The following is a 16,089-nucleotide window of genomic DNA, read 5'->3' as shown; positions in this document are numbered from 1 at the left end:
GTCCGAGCGAGGGGGGCGCGTCTCAGCCCGTCCGGCGTTTGAGGACGAGGCCGTTCAGGCCGATGCGGGGGCCTGGGGGCGGCAGTCCCCGGAGACCTGCACATCAGGCACGGGCACGGAAGGACCCGGAACAGAAGGACCCGGCACGGAAGGACCCGGAACAGGAGCGGAGGGCGCCCCCCGCCCTCGCCGGTGCGCCGGCCACACCGGCACATCCGCGAGCAGCCACGTCAGCACCTTCGGCAGCGCCCGCAACGCGGCGAAGTGCGCCGCGCTCGGCTCCAGTACGGCCGTCGCACGGGGAATCCGCGCCGCCATCCACGAGGAGTGCGACGCCGGTGAGAACACGTCCTTCACCCCGTGCCACAGGAGCACCGGCACCCTGATGTCCGCCGGGTCGAAGCCCCAGTTCCCGGTCAGCGCGAGCGCGTCGTCGATCCACCCGTACGGCGAAGTGCGCAGCGCCTCACGGTAGTTGCGCAGCAGCATCGAGCGGATGGTGTTGTCGGAGACGATCTGCCGGTCGTCGTCGGTGAGGTCGTGCCGCAGTTCCTCCAGCAGCCGCACGGGATCGCGCCGGATGGCGGCCGACCGTGGGATCAGCCGGGCCACGAAGCGCTCCGGGTCGGTGAACGCGGTCCGGAACTCGTTGACGTTCGACGGCGCCATTCCCTTGAACCAGTCGAGCCCCTCCGCGTTCCGCGGTGCCAGCCCGACCAGCGCGGCGGCCCGGGTGACCCGCGCCGGCATCAGCGCGGCACAGGCCAGCGCGTGCGGGGCGCCGCCGGAGCGCCCGGCCACCGCGAACCGGTCGATCCCCAGGGCGTCGGCGACCTCGGTGACGTCCCGCACGACGTCGACGACCCGGCGCCCCTGCATGCGGTCGGATCCCCCGTACCCGGGGCGGTCGTAGCTGATGAGCCGGGTGCCGCGCTGGTAGAGGAACATGGAACGCGGCCTCGGTCCGACCCTGCTGCCGGGCATCCCGTGCAGCAGGAAGACCGGGCGCCCCCCTGGATCCCCCGAGACTTCCACGCGCAGCTGCCGTCCGTCCGCCGTCCGCACATGATCGCGCACAGCGCCCCCCTTCCTCGGTCCATGGACCGGGACAAACGCTGCCCCATCCCTGCCCAGCGGCCCGCGCCACGAAACGAATGTGCAGGTCAACATGGCTTCATATCAAGCCACTTGACGCCACTCGGCGGTCTCCGTAGCGTCGCCTTCCGTACGTGGATCTGACCAGAATTCATATCCGAGGACAACGACGAGACGGGCGGGGTGTCCATGAGCGGGCGACGTGTGGTGGTCTCCGGCGGCGGGACCGGGATCGGTCTGGCGACGGCGGAGGCGTTCGCTGCGGACGGGGACCGTGTGGTGCTCCTCGGCCGCCGCGAGGACGTGCTGCGCAAGGCCGCCGACGCACTGGACGAGCGGCACGGGACGGGCACCGCCTCCTGGTACGCGGCGGACCTCGCCGACCCCGAACAGGTGGAGTCGGCCCGCGAGTTCATCACCGGGAACGACACCCCGGTCGACGTACTGGTCGCCAACGCGGGTGGGAACGTGGCCCCTTCGCACGACGGCAGCCTCGCTTCCGTCGCCGAGAGCTACCGGCGCAACTTCGACGCCAACGTTCTGACCGCCGTCCTGCTCACCGAGGCCCTGATCCCCCACATGCGCCGCCCCGGCGGGCGTGTCGTGCAGCTCTCCTCGATCGCCTCGCTGCGCGGCCCCGGCTCGTACGGCGGCTCCAAGGGCTGGATCAACACCTACACCTTCGACCTCGCCCAGCGCCTCGGCCCCGAGGGCATCACCGCGAACGCGGTCGCCCCCGGTTTCGTCGGCGACACCGAGTTCTTCGGCGACCGCGCCACTCCGGAGTTCGTCGCCTCCCGGGTGGCGCAGTCCCTCACGGGACAGCCGGGCCACCCGGCGGAGATCGCCGCGCTCATCCGGTACGTGGCGTCTCCCGAGGCCGCGTATGTGACGGGCCAGCTGCTGCACATCAACGGCGGTGCCGCGCTGGGGCGTTGAGCCGACGACCGGAGATCCGCGGACGGCCCCGGAGACGATCGCCGACAAACTGCCGTGTCGTGGCTCGCCGGCCTTCCGCCGGGGGATCCGGCCCTCCGCCGCGTGCAACCCTTCAGCCGTCACACGTGTCTCAGGGGTGGGGAACCGGCGTTCCCTCGCCGTTCGTCCGTCCGTCACCGACGCTTCGCCCAGAGGGATCTCCATGCCGCACACCGCGCCTGACCGCCGTACGCTCCGCCGGACCGCCGGCGTGATCGGAGCCGGCGCGATCGGCGCCGTCGCCGTGATCTCCCTGGGCGCCGCGCCCGCCCTCGCCGCCGACCCGGCGCCCGGACTGGTCCTGGGCAAGATCACCCCGCCGGAGGGGATGAAGCCGGGCAGCAGCTTCGACGTACCGGTCACCTTCACCAACACCGGTCCCGCGGACCTCTCCAAGGTCTGGATCGCGTACTCGGTGACCGAGGGCCTGAGCCAGGCGGAGCTGCCGTCCAACTGCCTCCGCTACGAGGTCAGTTCCTTCGACGAGGCTCCGAGCCGCTCCGACGCGGTCTGCGAGTTCGACCAGACCGTGAAGCCGGGCGTCGTGTACGCCCCGCAGACACCGGTGACGATCAAGGCGCTCGACCGCGCGCTGTACGACGACCTCTCCGTCTCGGTCGCGAACTACGACGCCGCGCCCTCCGAAGGTGCCTCGAAGCCGGTGCGCGGCATCGGCCCCGCGGTCAAGCTCGTCGAGCGCCCCGACGCCCCCGCGGCCGAGCCCGGCTCCGCGGAGCACGAGGACTGGGACCGGGTCAGCGTGCGGGTGACCGCCGACAGCACGGCCGACTTCCAGGTGACGGGAGACGCGCTGAAGGGCGAGGTCGGCGAGACGGTCGACCTCCGGGCGAAGTTCACCAACGCCGGTCCGGGCTGGGTGCTCCCGGAGCTGGGCGCCCCGTCGACCCGGATCCTGATCAAGATGCCCGCGGGCACGAAGGTGACCAAGACCGACGGCTTCTGCAACAAGGTGGACACCGGCACCTATGAGTGCGGCACCGCCCAGGCCTGGGTGGAGGCGGCGTACGTGGGGACGTACGACTTCAAGCTGAAGATCACGAAGGCGGTCGCCGGGGCCGAGGGTTCCATCGCGCTGGCCGGACCGGCCCGTCCGTTCGACGAGAACAAGAAGAACGACAAGGCCGCCATCACCCTCGACGTCGCGGGCAGCGGCTCGACCGGCGGCACCGGCGGCTCCACGGGCGGCGGCGGTTCGACCGGCGGTGACGGTTCGACCGGCGGTGACGGCTCGTCCTCCACCGGCGGCTCCGGCTCCTCGTCCACCGGCGGATCCGGTTCCACCGGCGGCACGGGTGGATCGTCCACGAGCGGCACCTCGGGCGACTCCGCCGTCGACGGCGACCTGGCGAGCACCGGCTCCGGTCCCGCCCTGCCTCTCGCGGGTGCCGCCGCCGCGGCCCTCGCCGTCGGCACGGGCACCGTCGTCGTGATGCGGCGCCGCGCGGCCCGCCGCTGACGACCGCACCCCGTCATCGGAGCCGGCCGACGCCCACGGCCCGGCCGGCTTCCGTCTGCCCGGACCCGCGGAGACCGGGCCCGCAGAAGCCGGGCCTTCGAAGAACCGGCCCTCGGCGAACCGGCCGCCGGAACCGGGGCCTGAGCAGCCCGGCACTCGGGATCCGGCCCTCCAGGCCCTCGGCCCCCAGCCCTACGGGCGGAAGCCGTCGATGGCGAGCTCCATGATGCGGCGCGCCTGGGCGAGCCCCTCCTCACCGGGTCCGACGCGCCACAGGAACCCCATGAGCAGCAGCACGTCGGCGGCGTCGAGGCCGGGACGCACACTGCCGTCGCGCTCGCAGGCCTCCAGGAGCCGGGCGACGGCGCCCGCCACGGGCACGTACGTGTCACTGATGACCTTCTGGGCCGCCACCGTGTGCAGGGCCTCGCCGAGGCCGTGCTTGAGGCGCACATAGGCGGCGAGCCGTTCGAACCAGACGCGGAACGCGTCCAGCGGCGCGTTCTCGGCCAGCACCTGATCCACTTCGCCGACGAGGCGTTCCACGTCGTGCCGGTACACGGCGAGGATCAGGGCCTCCCGGGTCGGGAAGTGCCGGTAGAGGGTGCCCGCGCCGACTCCCGCGCGCTTGGCGATGACGTTGAGCGAGGTCGCCCCGTCCTCGGCGAACGCGTCGTGCGCCACCCGCAGGAGGTGCTCCCGGTTCTTGAGCGCGTCCACCCGCACGGGCCCCTGACGACGTCCGGCCACTGTTCCTCCCCGAGCGTGCGGCGGATCGATCTTCCTCACGGTACGCCACGGGCGCCGCGCCCCCCGCCCCCCGGCATTGATAAGCGGAGAACTCTCCGACAAGTTCGCCGACAGAAGGCGGAGAAGTCTCCGATTCCATCCTCACCGCCGACGACGGCCGGGACGAGGCGGTCGCGGGCTGTGCGTACGTCCTGCACGTCGCCTCGCCGCTCGGCGCCGCGGGCCCCCGTGACAAGGACGCCCTGCTGGAGCCGGCCAGGGGCGGCGCGCTGCGGGTCCTGGCGGCGGCCGACAGAGCCGGCGTCCGGCGCGTCGTCATGACGTCCGCCTGCGCCGCGGCGGCCCCGCCGATGTCCGGCCCGGACGGCACGACCGACGAGTGCGTCTGGAGCGACCCCGACGACCCGTCCATGACCGCGTACCGCCGTTCGAAGGTCGTCGCCGAGCGGGCGGCCTGGGACTTCGCGAGCGGCCGGGACGGCGGGACCGCCCTGACGACCGTGCCGCCCGGCGCGGCCTTCGGACCGGTCCTGTCCACCGACAACCTCGGCAGGGTCCAGATCATCGGCCGCATGCTGGAAGGCAGGGTTCCGGGCACCCCCCGCGTCGGCCGGGAGGTCGACGTACGCGACCTCGCGGACACCCATGTGCGCGCCATGGGATCCCCCGAGGCGGCCGGCGAACGCCTCATCGCCGCCGGGGACTTCCTGTGGATGTCCGAGGTCGCCCAGGCGCTGCGTGACGGGCTGAGCCGTGCCGCCCGCAGGACGCCGACCCGCCGCCTGCCGGACCTCGCCCTGCGGATCGCGGCACACTTCGACCCGGCGCCGCGATCGGTGCGCCCGATGCTCGGGCACAAGCACCTGCACTCCTCGGCCAAGGCCGAGCGACTGCCGGCCCGGCGGGCCCGCCCCGCGGCGGAGACCGTCGCGGCCTGCGCCCAAGACCTCGTCGCGAAGGGGGCAGTTCGGGTGCGACCGGCCGCCGGACGGGTGACGGCGGCTCCACAGACACGTCCGCCCTGACCGGTGAAACCCAGTCAGGGCGGAGACCACACAGGTCAGATCGTTTCTGCACGCGTAGCGCTGGGTGGGGCGGGTGGGACTCGAACCCACGGCCGACGGATTATGAGTCTCCGGGAGTCTTGATACGCCCTGTTTCGCGCTATGCCGCCCTGTATCAGGCGACCCTGGAAAGTGCTGGTCACGGCAAGGGTTTCGGCCGAAGCGAACCCCCTGTCGTGATGGTCCATGCCGCCTGATGCCGTCCCGTTCCGGTGCGTTCGGGCCAGCAGCGGGCCAGCAAGAAGGGCTCCCGACCCGCAGGTCAGAAGCCCTTCCAGCACCACGTCCAGAATACCGCTCACGCCTCCATCTGGGCAGCCTCGTCGCGCGGCTTCCGCGCCCGGGGCACCAGCGCCGCCGCCTTCTCCGCGATCTCCAGGTCGACCTCCTTGAGCAAGGAGGTGTACGTGTCCGACGCCAGCTTGATCGTGGAGTGGCGCAACGTCTCTTTGATCGCGTGCAGGTCGCCGCCGCCCGCATGGATCAGGGTCGCCGCGCAGTGCCTCAAGTCCCTGAGGTTGATGGGCGGCAGCTCTGCCCGTCGGCAGATCCGACGGAACTCGTCCGACACCTTCTCCGGGTGGAGCCACGCCCCGTCCTCGTCCGTGAAGACCTTGCCCGTGTCTGTCCACGGCAGGCCGGCCGCCAGGCGCTCGTCCCGCTCCGCCAGCTGGCGGGCTTTATGCTCCCGCAGCACGGACACGTTGACGCTGTCGAGGCCGATGGTGGCCGCCGAGCCGTCCGTCTTCGGATCGTCCTCGAACGGCACCCAGCCGTTGACGACGATCTCCTTGGCGATGGTGATGGACTGCCCGTCGAGGTCAACGTTCACCCAGTCCTGGCCGACGCCCTCGCCGCGGCGCAGCCCACGGAACGCGATCAGGTGGAAGAACGCATACAGCCTCGACGACTCGGCCTCGTCGAGGAACTGGCCGATCAGCGGCGGCGTCCACACCATGACGGCGCTCGGCTTCTCCCCCGTCTTCCGCCAGTGCTCGATGTGCTGCTCGGTCCACAGAACCGCCTTCGGCCGCTTGCCGCTGTGGAGTTCCACGTGCGCGGCCGGGTTGAAGGTGATGAGCTGCCGTCTGATCGCCGCGTTCAGCGCGGTGCGCAGCGTCGCCCTGATCCGCTGCTTCGTCGCCGGACCCGTGACGTTCCTGTACGGGGGCATCCCGGCCAGCTTCGCCCGCTCGCGTGCGAGGCGCTCCGACTCGGCGGCCGGCGGCCGGGAGTTCTTGCCCCACTTGGCGCGGCCCTCTTGCTCGCGGCGGGCCTGGTTCTCGGCGGCGGCGACCTCGTTGGCGGCGTCGATGCCGTCGAAGAACTCCTGAACGTGGCCGACGTTGAAGCGGTCCAGGCGGTAGTGCCCGACGCCAGGCAGGAGGTGCACGCGGATGTGGGAGCGGTAGCCGTTCGTGGTGGTCGTCTTCGTCTTCTTCGAGGCGACCCAGGTCTCCAGCCACTCCCCCACCGTCATGGCCCCGTCGAGCGGCACGCCGACGCCTATGCGTCGGGAGACCTCGGAGGCGTCGGGGATGTCGAGGCGGTCGCGCATGACGTTCTGCAGCAGGTCGCCGACGCGGCGGGCCGCGTCCTCGTCGTCACCGGGCAGGTCGAGGATGGCCTGCAGTTTCGTGAGGTCTGCCTGCGCGTCCTTCACGTTGGCGTAGCCGGTGCGCCGGAACGGCCGGCGCTTCCCCTCGGCGTCGAGCGGGAGTTCCTGCCGCAGCTGCACAGCGCCGTGGCCCTTGCTCGGCAGCCGGGGGCACGCCTTGCCCAGCAGCTTGCCGTCCGGGCCGCGGCACTCACACCGCTTACTGATGCCGCCAGCGCGGCGAGATGTGGGCATCTACTTCTCTTTCTGTTCTCGCCGTCGGAACGCCTCTTCGACTGCCTCGTTGATTGTCTCTGAAAGCCTAGGCGCAAGCTCGTCAAGTAGCTCCCGAATCCTCTCCTTTTCCGCCCCGGAAGCGGCGATGATCATATCGACCTGTTCGCCCGATGTAACTTCGCCGGAAGCAGAAATATCAGCTTCCACTAGGACGCCCTGGGCGGCGACATCGGACGAGTCGGCCCGCTTCGCCGGCCAATCTTCATGCGCAGGGGATTCGGGGTCAATGTAAAGCAGCTTGCGAGGCAAGAGCGGTGGCACGGAACCTTGACCCTTGATCTTTTGGCGGATCTCATTGAGCGCCGCCTCAGCCGAGCTCACGCGAGACTCAGCAGATGTGAGCCTTTGCTGGGCATATCGCAACGTCGCGGCCGCCTCCGCAACCCCGTCTGCCTGCTTCACGAGCATCCTGTGACGTTCGGCAAGTTGCTCGCTCTCGTTGAAGTCGTACTCTTCCCCATTCTTAGCCGCGTGAGCGATCTCGTTCAGCCTCTCGCGCACGCGCTCCGATTCAGCTTGCAGCGCGTCGTAAGTGCTTTGATCTTTTTCATGCCGCACCGTGAGGCGAGAAAATTCGTGCATCGCTTGCTCTTTGGCCTGGATAGCCCTCCGCAGATTGTTCGCAGCATCCTGATGGATGCGCGTCATGCCTAGCGGAGTATCAAAGAAATCATCCGAAGCGTCATGGCTGAAGAACGTCCGCCCCGCCAGCCACTCAACGGCGGCGAACGGTTCAATCCAGGAGTCAGGCAGAACTTCGGCGCTCTGGTCGTGCCCAACAGGAAACAGGAGTACGCCAGGCGGCACGTTCAACGCGTGCGCCAGTACAAGCACTTCGGCGATCGTGACCGTCGTTCGCCGGCCGCTCTCCAGGTTCGCAAGCACGGACCGTTGGATCGGCATACCGATCTGGGCGCATCGATCAGCAAGTTGCTGTGCGCTCAGCCCTTGGGCCTGGCGGTGACGGCGCACCTCACGCGCGACCGAGAGTGCGAGGCGGGTGGACCAGTCGGGGGCGGGCGGTTGTGTCATGGCAGCGAGACTCCCACGGGATCTGTGCGCGGACCAATCGAACCCCCCTGAACAGGGTGGATGCAGTCGGACTACTCGGCACCACCTGTCAGGATTCAGCAACGATCCCACGGGATCTGTGAGCGCACAAGACAACAGCGCTTGACACGGCCAGAACTAGAGGTTCAGACTCGGGTCACTTCCTCAGGAGACAACTTCCGCAAGGAGTGCCACGAATAATGACAACGGCTACTGTGCGCGGCCCACTCACTCGGAGTGAGCTACTCGCGCTTCCCGCCGCCGTCGACGTGGAGACCGCTGCACGGGCCTTCGGGATCGGTCGAACCACGGCTTATGCCCTGGCCAGGACCGACCAGTTCCCCTGCAAGGTGCTCCGCGCCGGCAAGGCGTACCGCGTGGTCACCGAGGACCTGCTTCGAGTCCTGCAGATCACGCCGGAGAACAACGACGGGGCCAGGTCTAGCCACCCGGCCCCGTCTGACGAGAACAGCTCCATCCACCAGCGCTAACCAGCAAGACGGCGGCACCCGGGGTCTAGCCACCCCATCAGTGCCGCCGCCGGAAAGAGAACGTCCTCATGGCAACTATTGCACGTCCCTCAGCGGCGACAAAGGCGACGCCGGTACCGGCAGACCAGAGCATCAGCACCTTTCGGCACGTCGAGATCATGATGGACCTCGACGACGGCCAGCAGATGCTGGTCACCGCCAGCGACGCCAACCTCGGCGACCTTCAGGTGGTCACCGCGGCACAGGCCCTGGCGAGCATCGAGACCATGCGGGGCGAGGCCGACCGGATGGAGGCACTCGTCAACGAGTACGCCGCCACCGTGCTCATCCCGCAGCTCATCGCAGCGTTCGGCATCGAGCTGGAAGAGCTGGACACCGCCAGCCTCTGCGAAGGCGTGCCCCACCTCAACGCCGGCCTGGGCGTCTTCTGCGAAGCCCGCAAAGACGGCACGTTCCTCGTGGTCGTCCCCAAGGGGCAGAACCCCGTCCAGCGGTTCCACTTCATGAGGGAGCTCGTCCGCGACCTGCAGAAGCGGGGGCAGGCGTGAAAGACGACGCCCGCCCCCAATGCACCCACTGGATCGGCGAGAAGCGACACCACTGCAAGGAAGTCGACGGCGTCCGCCTCTACGTCACCGGTCCTCGATGCCCCGCCCACACCCCGCGCGCCTTGCAGGGGCTGGACGAATTCCCGCCCGGCCCCGGCTGGCCCATCCACCGCGAGGAGACGTCGTGACACAGCACCGTCCCGGCCAGTGGCCGGTAGAGCAGCCCGTCGACCTCGATGCCGTCGACGGGGCCAAGGCCACGCACGACGAGCTGTACGTGAAGCGGGCCGCGGAGAAGGCACTGCACGAGATGTGCCTCGACTCCATCCGCCACGACCTGGAGCAGCAGCCCACCGGGCCTTCCGCCCAGGCCAAGGCCCGCATCTGGTGCGCGCACATCCTCGCCCTCGCGGACGACGTCGCCGCCGCCAAGCGGAAGGCCGCCTGACCGCTGGCGGGCGCCGACATCCCCCCGCGGCGCCCGCCAGCACCCCACGAACCAACTGATCCAGCTCGTAGAAGAGAGCAGTTCGTGAACGTCGGCATCCGAATCCCCGCCGAGCTCCCGGCCGCCGCCGAGACCTACGCCGCCGCCGGTATCAAGGTGTTCCGCGTCCGTCGGAACAAGACGCCCTACGCCAACTGCGCGCGCTGCGACAAGAACAGCAGCCTGTATGTCCAGCACCGACCCGAAGAATGCCAGTGCGGTGTGCCCACCTGTCACGGCTTCCACGCAGCCACCACCGACATCGAACTCGTCCGCAAGTGGTGGACGGAGGAGCCCGACGCCAACATCGGCGCGCCCTGCAAGCTCAACGGGTGGGCCGTCATCGACGTCGACCCCCGCAACGGCGGCTACAAGTCGCTGTGCAGGCTCGAGGAACGCGTCGGCGTCCTGCCCGGCACCACCATGCAGATCACCGGCGGCGACGGCCTCCACATGCTGTACCTCTCCCCCGGCTTCGACCTGCCCGGCGAACCGTTCGAGGGGATCGACTTCAAGCACAACGGCTACGTGTTGCTCGCCCCGTCCATGCACTCATCAGGGGCCCGCTACCAGTGGCCCGGAACGCGGAACATCTTCTACAAGCCCGAGATCGCCTGGCCCGCTGCGCTTCTGCCCCGCAAGGAGCGGCCAGCCGCACCGGCGCCGCGCCCGACAGTTCGGCCCGGCGACCTGCGCCACCCGTTCTGGAAGCGGACGGCCAGCCGTCCGGGCGGCGGGAAGATGTGGACCGTCGACCAGCTCGTCCAGCACGTCATGGACTCCGTGGCCGGCGACCGCATGCACGGACGCAACAACTCCTTCTACTTCGCCGCTTGCCGCGCCCACGAGCTGGACGCGCAGGGCCTCATCAACCTCGCCGAGGCCGAGGCCGCACTGCTGCACGCCGCGTCGGCCGTCGGACTCACCGACTCCGAGGCCCGCGCCTCCTTCGACAGCGCCGCCAACCGGCCCAGCGACAAGGGGTACGCGGCGTGAGCACCGCCTTCGACAAGGACTTCGAGCGCCTCTTCGGCGAGGAGCCGCCCGAGGAGCCACCGGACCACGAAGGCCCGGGAGGGAACCCCGTACAAGACCGGCTCGCGGTCCTGCGGTCGGCGCGCGTCGACACCGACGGACTCGACGACCTGCCCGACCCCGTCCCGCTCGTCGAGGGCATCCTCTTTCGGGATTCCCTCGCCTGGATCTACGGCAAGCCCGGCTCCGGCAAGTCCTTCGTCGGCATCGACTGGGCGGGCTGCGTCGCCAACGGCCTGCCCTGGGCCGGCGTCCACGAGGTCAGCAAAGGCACCGTCCTGTACCTCGTCGCCGAAGGCACATCCGGCATCCGGCGCCGCGTGCGGGCATGGGAACGCCACACGGCGATCCGCATGCACGACGTGACATTCCTGCCGATCGCCGTGCAGCTGCTGCACGGCACCGACCTGCGGGCGCTGGAGCTGCTCGTCGAGGAGATGCGCCCCGCGCTCATCGTCATCGACACGCAGGCCCGCTGCACCGTCGGCGCGAACGAGAACGACAACGGCGAGATGGGCCAGGTCGTGTCAGCCGCCGACGCGCTGCGGGGCGCGTCCGGTGCGTGCGTCCTGCTGATCCACCACTCGGGACGCAACGGCGAGAACATGCGCGGCGCGTCCGCGTTCGACGGCGCCGCCACCTCGATCATCAAGGTCACGAAGAACGAGGAGTACGTCGAGGTCCAGTGCGACAAGCAGAAGGACGTCGAGGACTTCGACACCGTCTTCCTCAAGATGCAGCCCGTCCTTGAGTCCTGCGTCCTCATCAACCGGACGGCGAGCCCGGCCGAGGAGAACCAGCTCTCGAAGACCGAGCAGCGGATCCTCGACGTGATGCACGAGGTGTTCCCGACCGAGTCGGTGTCTCGGGCCCGCCTGGTCGACGTCGCCGAGATGGCGTCCAGCACCGTCTACCGGGCGGTCGCCAAGCTCGAACGGCTGGGCTACCTGGTCAAGACGGGCAGTGAGACCCGGCCTAGCTGGCGCCTGTCCTCCGCTACCGCCAGTGCACAGGACGGTGACGCAGCGTGAGAAAACTTCCCATTTTCGCTGTGGGAATTTTCCCCGCCCGAGAGCCCCAACTTCCCACCCTCACCAACTAATTCCCAGCTACCTCGCATCCCCTGACCTGCGAACTTCCCAACTTCCCATCTTCTTCCCAGCGGCCCGCCCAAATTCCCACCCACCCCCCCTCTCTTAGGGGGGTGGGAAGTGGGAAAAGTGGGAGCCGCGGGACCGGTGGGACTGCCCGAGAAGGAGAGACATGATCCCCGCCCACGGCTACGAAGCCAGCTACCGCCACGAGAACAACGGACGCGCCCACTTCAGCGCCAAGCCCGTGATCGCCTGGGGCGATGACGGCGCCGCCATGGTCGCCGACATGGAGACAGGACGTCTCCGTGACGCCGACACCTGGAGCAACTTCGCCGGCCTCCGCAAGGCCGACACCCCGCTCGTCGGCGTCATCCCGGGCGACGGGTGGCGTGCCGAGATCCAGACCGACACCGGGGACACCGACTTCCGCCCCATCCTCGCGTGGACCCTCGACGCTGAGGGCACGTGCACCCCCCTCGTCGCCGACTCCGACGGATACGCCGAGGACGCCACCCGCGGCGAGAACTTCACCCGCATCTGCCACTCGGACGATGCGCCGTGAACGTCGACGACGTGGTGGCCGAGAAGATCGCCGCCGCCCGCGCCCGGGCCGAAGCAGCCAAGCGTCGGCGCGCAGCCCTCAACGCCGCCCGGCAGCGCGGCCTCGCCCACCGGCACGCACAGAAGCTTCGCCACCTGCGTGCTCGGGAGAGCAATGCAGCTGTGGGCGAGCCGCCCACGGCTGACGACCTCGACGACGTGGTGATCGAGGTAACCGAGGCCGAGTTCCACGCCGCGGTCCGCACCTCGCTCGCCCGGCTCGGCCTCACCTACGCCGAGCTCGAAGACCAGGCCCGCCGCCGCGACTTCACCAGCGCACAGGCCCAAGTCCTGTGGGTGACCGTCGGCGGCGCCGTCAACACCGACCTCCTGGAGGAGCAGTGACCAGCGATCTCACCGACGCCGACGTCAAGGCGATCTGCGCCGAACTCGGCATCGAGACCAAGACCATCACGGACACGTTCGGCCGCACCCGCGCCGTCGTCGACGAGGCCGGCATGCGGAAGCTCGCCGACCACGCGCCCATCGGCGCCGTCGCCGCCCACGCCAAGGTCGACCAGATGTTCGCCGCCGTCCGCGACTACTACGGGCTGGACAAGTGAGCACCGCGAAGACAGCCCGCCTGGCTTTCACCCGGGCCGCCCGGCTCAGCCAGTCCCTCGCCGCGCTCCGCGACCTGTACGGCGTGCACCCGCAGTTGACCGTCACCCCGGACGCCGTCCTGGTGGCGATCCCGTGGACGGTCGGCCGCGGCGACATGCGCGAGGCCCTCGCCGGGGACATCGCCCTACTGCTCGGCACCGAGCTGGCCGTCACCGGCAGCACCGACGAAGACGACGAGTGGATCGGACTCGCAGCGAACGGCGAGTTCGGCGGGGCTTCGGTCCGCGTCGTCCTCACCTTCCCGCCCGCACCCATCAAGGAGAACCAGTGACCACTACCAAGACCCTCGCCCAGCTCGGCGCAGAGATGGGCAGCGGACAGCCTGACGCCGTCCTGATCACCGAGGACAGCCACATGGTCGAACTCAACCTGCCCGCCGACCCGGAGCACTTCGCCGAGTACGCGGCCGCTGTGCTCCGCTGTGACCTCATCGAGCACGTCAAGCTCGCGCCCGGCCTGCACCTGTGGATGGACGAAGAGGGCCTCGGCGAGCGGCCGCGCAACCGGTTCATCGCCTGGTTCACCCAGAACCACCCTGACTGCACCGAACTGATCGTCCACGGCCCGGCGCTCATCACCGGCCACCACGGCGACCGGGTGGCACCGCTTGAGGCGGTCGACTACCTCCAGGTCGCCCTGGCATACGGGCCGCTCTCCACTGCCTGACCCGCACGGCAACGGCCGCCCCGCGGGAACCGGGGCGGCCACCCACCCAGACAACCACAGGTCAGTCCGCTTACGGGATCCCGTAAGCCCAACCGAAGGAGTCCGCCATGGCAGGCGAGACCGTGATCACTGTCGTCGGCAACCTGGTCGATGACCCCGAGCTCCGCTTCACCCCGGCCGGCGTGGCCGTCGCCAAGTTCCGCGTCGCCTCGACCCCGCGCGTCTACGACAAGCAGGCCAACGAGTGGAAGGACGGCGAGTCCCTGTTCCTCACCTGCTCGGTGTGGCGGCAGGCCGCCGAGAACGTCGCCGAGTCCCTCGCCCGCGGCGTCCGCGTCATCGTCCAGGGCCGCCTCAAGCAGCGCTCCTACGAGGACCGTGAGGGCGTCAAGCGCACGGTCTACGAGCTGGACGTCGACGAGGTCGGCGCCAGCCTCGCCCGCGCCACCGCCAAGGTCACGAAGAACCCGGCGGGCGGGGTCCGTACCGGCGAACGGACCCCGGGCGACGACCCGTGGGCCGGCGCCAAGCCCGCCAACGGCCAGCAGCAGGGCGGCGGCTGGGGATCTACGCCGCCCGCCCAGCAGCAGCCCGCCGCGCAGCCCGCGGGCTACTCCGACGAGCCCCCCTTCTAGGCCTGGGAGACCGCCATGACCCCGAACGAATGGCAGATGCTCGCCGTCGGTATCGCCCTCGGCTCGCAGCTGATGAACCTGCTGCACATGCGGTGGAACGCGCAGGACGCCCGCCGCAACGACGCCGCCGCGGCGGCCACCAGGAAGAAGGCGGTCGGTGACCTCTACCTCAGCAGCTTCCGCCTGTACCGGCTGCAGCAGCGGAGCCGGGTGTGAACGGGCCCGACGCGGAGGGGTACACGCTGACGTGTACCCCTGCCGGTGATGAGCTGCGTGAGGTCGTCCGCACCGCCCTCGACCGCTTCATCGACCCCGACGACGACACCATGCCCGCCCTCAACCACGTCGACGGCGGCTTCACCTGGGTGCCCGCCGAGGCTGTGATCGGCGACCTGATGAAGGTCATCGACCAGCTACTGCAGATGTACTTCCAGGCCATGGGCGACCTCGGCCGGGCCCTGGACAAGCTCGACAGCAAGGAGCAGCCGTGAACCAGTGCGGACTGTGCGAGCGCCAGCTGGAGCACGGCTACCTGTGCCCCGGCGACGTGCTCGCCCTCGCCGAGCGGCTGCAGCGGCTGCCCGCCCTGTTCATCGAGCTCGGCCTGTACCTCGCGCCGACCGGCCGCCCGGCCGCCGAGCGCGTCACCACCAGCCACGCCACGCCCCCGCTGCCCCTCAACGAGGTCGTCCTCGACCTGCGGCATGGAGGGATCGCTCTGGTCCTGGAGTCCTGGCGCTCCGATATCCAGTCCGCGCGCGGCTGGGGCGAGCCCGCCATCACCGGCGGCCTCGACTACCGCGTCATGCACGCCTGCCGATGGATCGGCATGCAGCTGGAGTGGCTCGCCGCGAACTATCCCGGGGCCGGCGACCTGGCCCGCGAGGTACGCGAGCTGGAGGGCAACGCCCTGTCCATCATCGGCGGCAAGAAGGACCGCGGCCGGCCGATCGGGCAGTGCGTCTCCGTCGACTCCTCCGGAGTGGTGTGCGGGGCGACCCTGCGCCACCGGGAAGGGCAGACGAGCGTCGTGTGCGACTGGTGTCAGTGCGTGTACAAGGGCGAGCAGGACCTGCTGCTGCTCCTGCACTATCAGCCGAGGGAGGCTACGGATGCCTGACCGGATCATCACCTGCCGCGTGCTGTCGGGGCGCGGCAACCAGTGCACGGGCGAGGCGGTCGACCCGAACGCCGACCTGAAGATCTGCGCCCGTCACCTCGCCGAGGCGCAGCGGCTGGTCCATGAGGCCTTCCAGCGGGCGCGGCGTCAGGAGTCGTCGTGACGTCGCCAGGGGTGTTGACGGCCGTCGCCACCCCTGGTTACGCTTGTCGGGCAGTCGCCGCTTCCGGTAAAGGGAGGGACGTGACTACGTGGAAAGAGCGCCATGACGCCGCCGTCCAGAAGCAGGCCGCCGCACAGAAGGCCTACCAAGAAGCCACCGACGAACGGGCCCAAGCCCTCATCGACGGCGAAGCCGAACTCGGCAGCCAAGCAGCAGTAGCCCGAGAACTCGGAGTCACCCGGGCCGGCATCAGCCGGGCCATCAACGCCCTGAAGAACAAGCAGGCGTAGCTACACCCCACAACTGAAGACGGCCCAA

General features: G+C 69.8%; 24 protein-coding genes. 20 read left to right on the top strand and 4 right to left on the bottom strand.

What is annotated here, in order from left to right:
• Positions 1-54: 54 nt before the first annotated feature.
• Positions 55-1,077 carry an alpha/beta fold hydrolase gene (locus ABEB03_RS06395; protein ID WP_345642523.1) on the bottom strand — a complete coding sequence of 341 codons (1,023 nt, stop codon included), beginning with the start codon at positions 1,075-1,077 and terminating at the stop codon, positions 55-57.
• Between the two features lie 207 nt (positions 1,078-1,284).
• Between ABEB03_RS06395 and ABEB03_RS06390 the strand changes: the two genes are divergently transcribed.
• Together ABEB03_RS06390 and ABEB03_RS06385 are read left to right on the top strand one after the other, a co-directional pair.
• Positions 1,285-2,034, top strand: a complete 750-nt coding sequence (locus ABEB03_RS06390) for an SDR family NAD(P)-dependent oxidoreductase (protein WP_345642520.1) — start codon at positions 1,285-1,287, stop codon at positions 2,032-2,034.
• A gap of 202 nt (positions 2,035-2,236) precedes the next feature.
• Entirely contained in the window at positions 2,237-3,550 is a 1,314-nt protein-coding gene (locus tag ABEB03_RS06385; protein WP_345642517.1) for a hypothetical protein, read from the top strand.
• A gap of 192 nt (positions 3,551-3,742) precedes the next feature.
• Here the strand turns inward: ABEB03_RS06385 and ABEB03_RS06380 are convergent, their stop codons facing one another.
• Complete coding sequence (locus ABEB03_RS06380; protein ID WP_345642514.1) at positions 3,743-4,300, bottom strand: TetR/AcrR family transcriptional regulator; 558 nt, start codon at positions 4,298-4,300, stop codon at positions 3,743-3,745.
• Positions 4,301-4,437: 137 nt separating this feature from the next.
• On the opposite strand from ABEB03_RS06380, the gene ABEB03_RS06375 reads away from it, so the two are divergent.
• Positions 4,438-5,325 carry an NAD-dependent epimerase/dehydratase family protein gene (locus tag ABEB03_RS06375; protein WP_345644116.1) on the top strand — a complete coding sequence of 296 codons (888 nt, stop codon included), beginning with the start codon at positions 4,438-4,440 and terminating at the stop codon, positions 5,323-5,325.
• A 337-nt stretch (positions 5,326-5,662) separates the two neighbouring features.
• Here the strand turns inward: ABEB03_RS06375 and ABEB03_RS06370 are convergent, their stop codons facing one another.
• Both ABEB03_RS06370 and ABEB03_RS06365 read right to left on the bottom strand, forming a co-directional pair.
• Positions 5,663-7,216, bottom strand: coding sequence for a site-specific integrase (locus ABEB03_RS06370; RefSeq protein WP_345642512.1), 1,554 nt, complete (start codon positions 7,214-7,216; stop codon positions 5,663-5,665).
• On the bottom strand, positions 7,217-8,290 hold the full coding sequence (locus ABEB03_RS06365; protein ID WP_345642509.1) for a helix-turn-helix domain-containing protein: 1,074 nt from the start codon (positions 8,288-8,290) through the stop codon (positions 7,217-7,219). It abuts the gene before it with no gap.
• A gap of 218 nt (positions 8,291-8,508) precedes the next feature.
• Between ABEB03_RS06365 and ABEB03_RS06360 the strand changes: the two genes are divergently transcribed.
• The 17 genes from ABEB03_RS06360 (at position 8,509) to ABEB03_RS06280 (ending at position 16,061) form a co-directional block, all read left to right on the top strand.
• Positions 8,509-8,799 carry an integrase gene (locus ABEB03_RS06360; RefSeq protein WP_345642506.1) on the top strand — a complete coding sequence of 97 codons (291 nt, stop codon included), beginning with the start codon at positions 8,509-8,511 and terminating at the stop codon, positions 8,797-8,799.
• A gap of 68 nt (positions 8,800-8,867) precedes the next feature.
• Positions 8,868-9,347 carry a hypothetical protein gene (locus tag ABEB03_RS06355; protein WP_345642503.1) on the top strand — a complete coding sequence of 160 codons (480 nt, stop codon included), beginning with the start codon at positions 8,868-8,870 and terminating at the stop codon, positions 9,345-9,347.
• Positions 9,344-9,535 (top strand): hypothetical protein, encoded by a 192-nt coding sequence (locus tag ABEB03_RS06350; protein WP_345642500.1) that lies wholly within the window; start codon positions 9,344-9,346, stop codon positions 9,533-9,535. The genes ABEB03_RS06355 and ABEB03_RS06350 overlap by 4 nt, the downstream gene beginning before the upstream one ends.
• Positions 9,532-9,795 (top strand): hypothetical protein, encoded by a 264-nt coding sequence (locus tag ABEB03_RS06345; protein ID WP_345642494.1) that lies wholly within the window; start codon positions 9,532-9,534, stop codon positions 9,793-9,795. Before ABEB03_RS06350 ends, ABEB03_RS06345 begins: the two co-directional genes overlap by 4 nt.
• 84 nt (positions 9,796-9,879) lie before the next feature.
• Positions 9,880-10,830 carry a bifunctional DNA primase/polymerase gene (locus tag ABEB03_RS06340; protein ID WP_345642489.1) on the top strand — a complete coding sequence of 317 codons (951 nt, stop codon included), beginning with the start codon at positions 9,880-9,882 and terminating at the stop codon, positions 10,828-10,830.
• Positions 10,827-11,900: a helicase RepA family protein gene (locus ABEB03_RS06335; protein ID WP_345642486.1), complete on the top strand. Its 1,074-nt coding sequence runs from the start codon at positions 10,827-10,829 to the stop codon at positions 11,898-11,900. The genes ABEB03_RS06340 and ABEB03_RS06335 overlap by 4 nt, the downstream gene beginning before the upstream one ends.
• A gap of 232 nt (positions 11,901-12,132) precedes the next feature.
• Entirely contained in the window at positions 12,133-12,525 is a 393-nt protein-coding gene (locus ABEB03_RS06330) for a hypothetical protein (protein WP_345642483.1), read from the top strand.
• The gene (locus ABEB03_RS06325; protein WP_345642480.1) at positions 12,522-12,908 is read left to right on the top strand and encodes a hypothetical protein; all 387 of its coding nucleotides are present in this window, start codon (positions 12,522-12,524) and stop codon (positions 12,906-12,908) included. Before ABEB03_RS06330 ends, ABEB03_RS06325 begins: the two co-directional genes overlap by 4 nt.
• Positions 12,905-13,126, top strand: coding sequence for a hypothetical protein (locus tag ABEB03_RS06320; RefSeq protein ID WP_345642477.1), 222 nt, complete (start codon positions 12,905-12,907; stop codon positions 13,124-13,126). Before ABEB03_RS06325 ends, ABEB03_RS06320 begins: the two co-directional genes overlap by 4 nt.
• Positions 13,123-13,458 (top strand): hypothetical protein, encoded by a 336-nt coding sequence (locus ABEB03_RS06315; RefSeq protein WP_345642474.1) that lies wholly within the window; start codon positions 13,123-13,125, stop codon positions 13,456-13,458. Before ABEB03_RS06320 ends, ABEB03_RS06315 begins: the two co-directional genes overlap by 4 nt.
• On the top strand, positions 13,455-13,853 hold the full coding sequence (locus tag ABEB03_RS06310; RefSeq protein WP_345642471.1) for a hypothetical protein: 399 nt from the start codon (positions 13,455-13,457) through the stop codon (positions 13,851-13,853). The genes ABEB03_RS06315 and ABEB03_RS06310 overlap by 4 nt, the downstream gene beginning before the upstream one ends.
• A gap of 107 nt (positions 13,854-13,960) precedes the next feature.
• Positions 13,961-14,488, top strand: coding sequence for a single-stranded DNA-binding protein (locus ABEB03_RS06305; protein ID WP_345642468.1), 528 nt, complete (start codon positions 13,961-13,963; stop codon positions 14,486-14,488).
• Positions 14,489-14,503: 15 nt separating this feature from the next.
• A complete protein-coding gene (locus tag ABEB03_RS06300) occupies positions 14,504-14,704 on the top strand; it encodes a hypothetical protein (RefSeq protein ID WP_345642464.1) in 201 nt (66 codons plus the stop codon).
• Positions 14,701-14,979, top strand: a complete 279-nt coding sequence (locus ABEB03_RS06295) for a hypothetical protein (RefSeq protein ID WP_345642459.1) — start codon at positions 14,701-14,703, stop codon at positions 14,977-14,979. The genes ABEB03_RS06300 and ABEB03_RS06295 overlap by 4 nt, the downstream gene beginning before the upstream one ends.
• A complete protein-coding gene (locus ABEB03_RS06290) occupies positions 14,976-15,608 on the top strand; it encodes a hypothetical protein (RefSeq protein ID WP_345642454.1) in 633 nt (210 codons plus the stop codon). The genes ABEB03_RS06295 and ABEB03_RS06290 overlap by 4 nt, the downstream gene beginning before the upstream one ends.
• Positions 15,601-15,771, top strand: a complete 171-nt coding sequence (locus ABEB03_RS06285; protein WP_345642451.1) for a hypothetical protein — start codon at positions 15,601-15,603, stop codon at positions 15,769-15,771. Before ABEB03_RS06290 ends, ABEB03_RS06285 begins: the two co-directional genes overlap by 8 nt.
• Positions 15,772-15,851: 80 nt before the next feature.
• A complete protein-coding gene (locus ABEB03_RS06280) occupies positions 15,852-16,061 on the top strand; it encodes a helix-turn-helix domain-containing protein (protein WP_345642448.1) in 210 nt (69 codons plus the stop codon).
• The last annotated feature ends 28 nt before the right edge of the window (positions 16,062-16,089 follow it).

Source organism: Streptomyces siamensis (genome assembly GCF_039543605.1).
Classification (GTDB): Bacteria; Actinomycetota; Actinomycetes; order Streptomycetales; family Streptomycetaceae; genus Streptomyces; species Streptomyces siamensis.
Note: the sequence above shows the minus strand (reverse complement) of the source record. Positions and strands in the feature narration are given on the sequence as shown.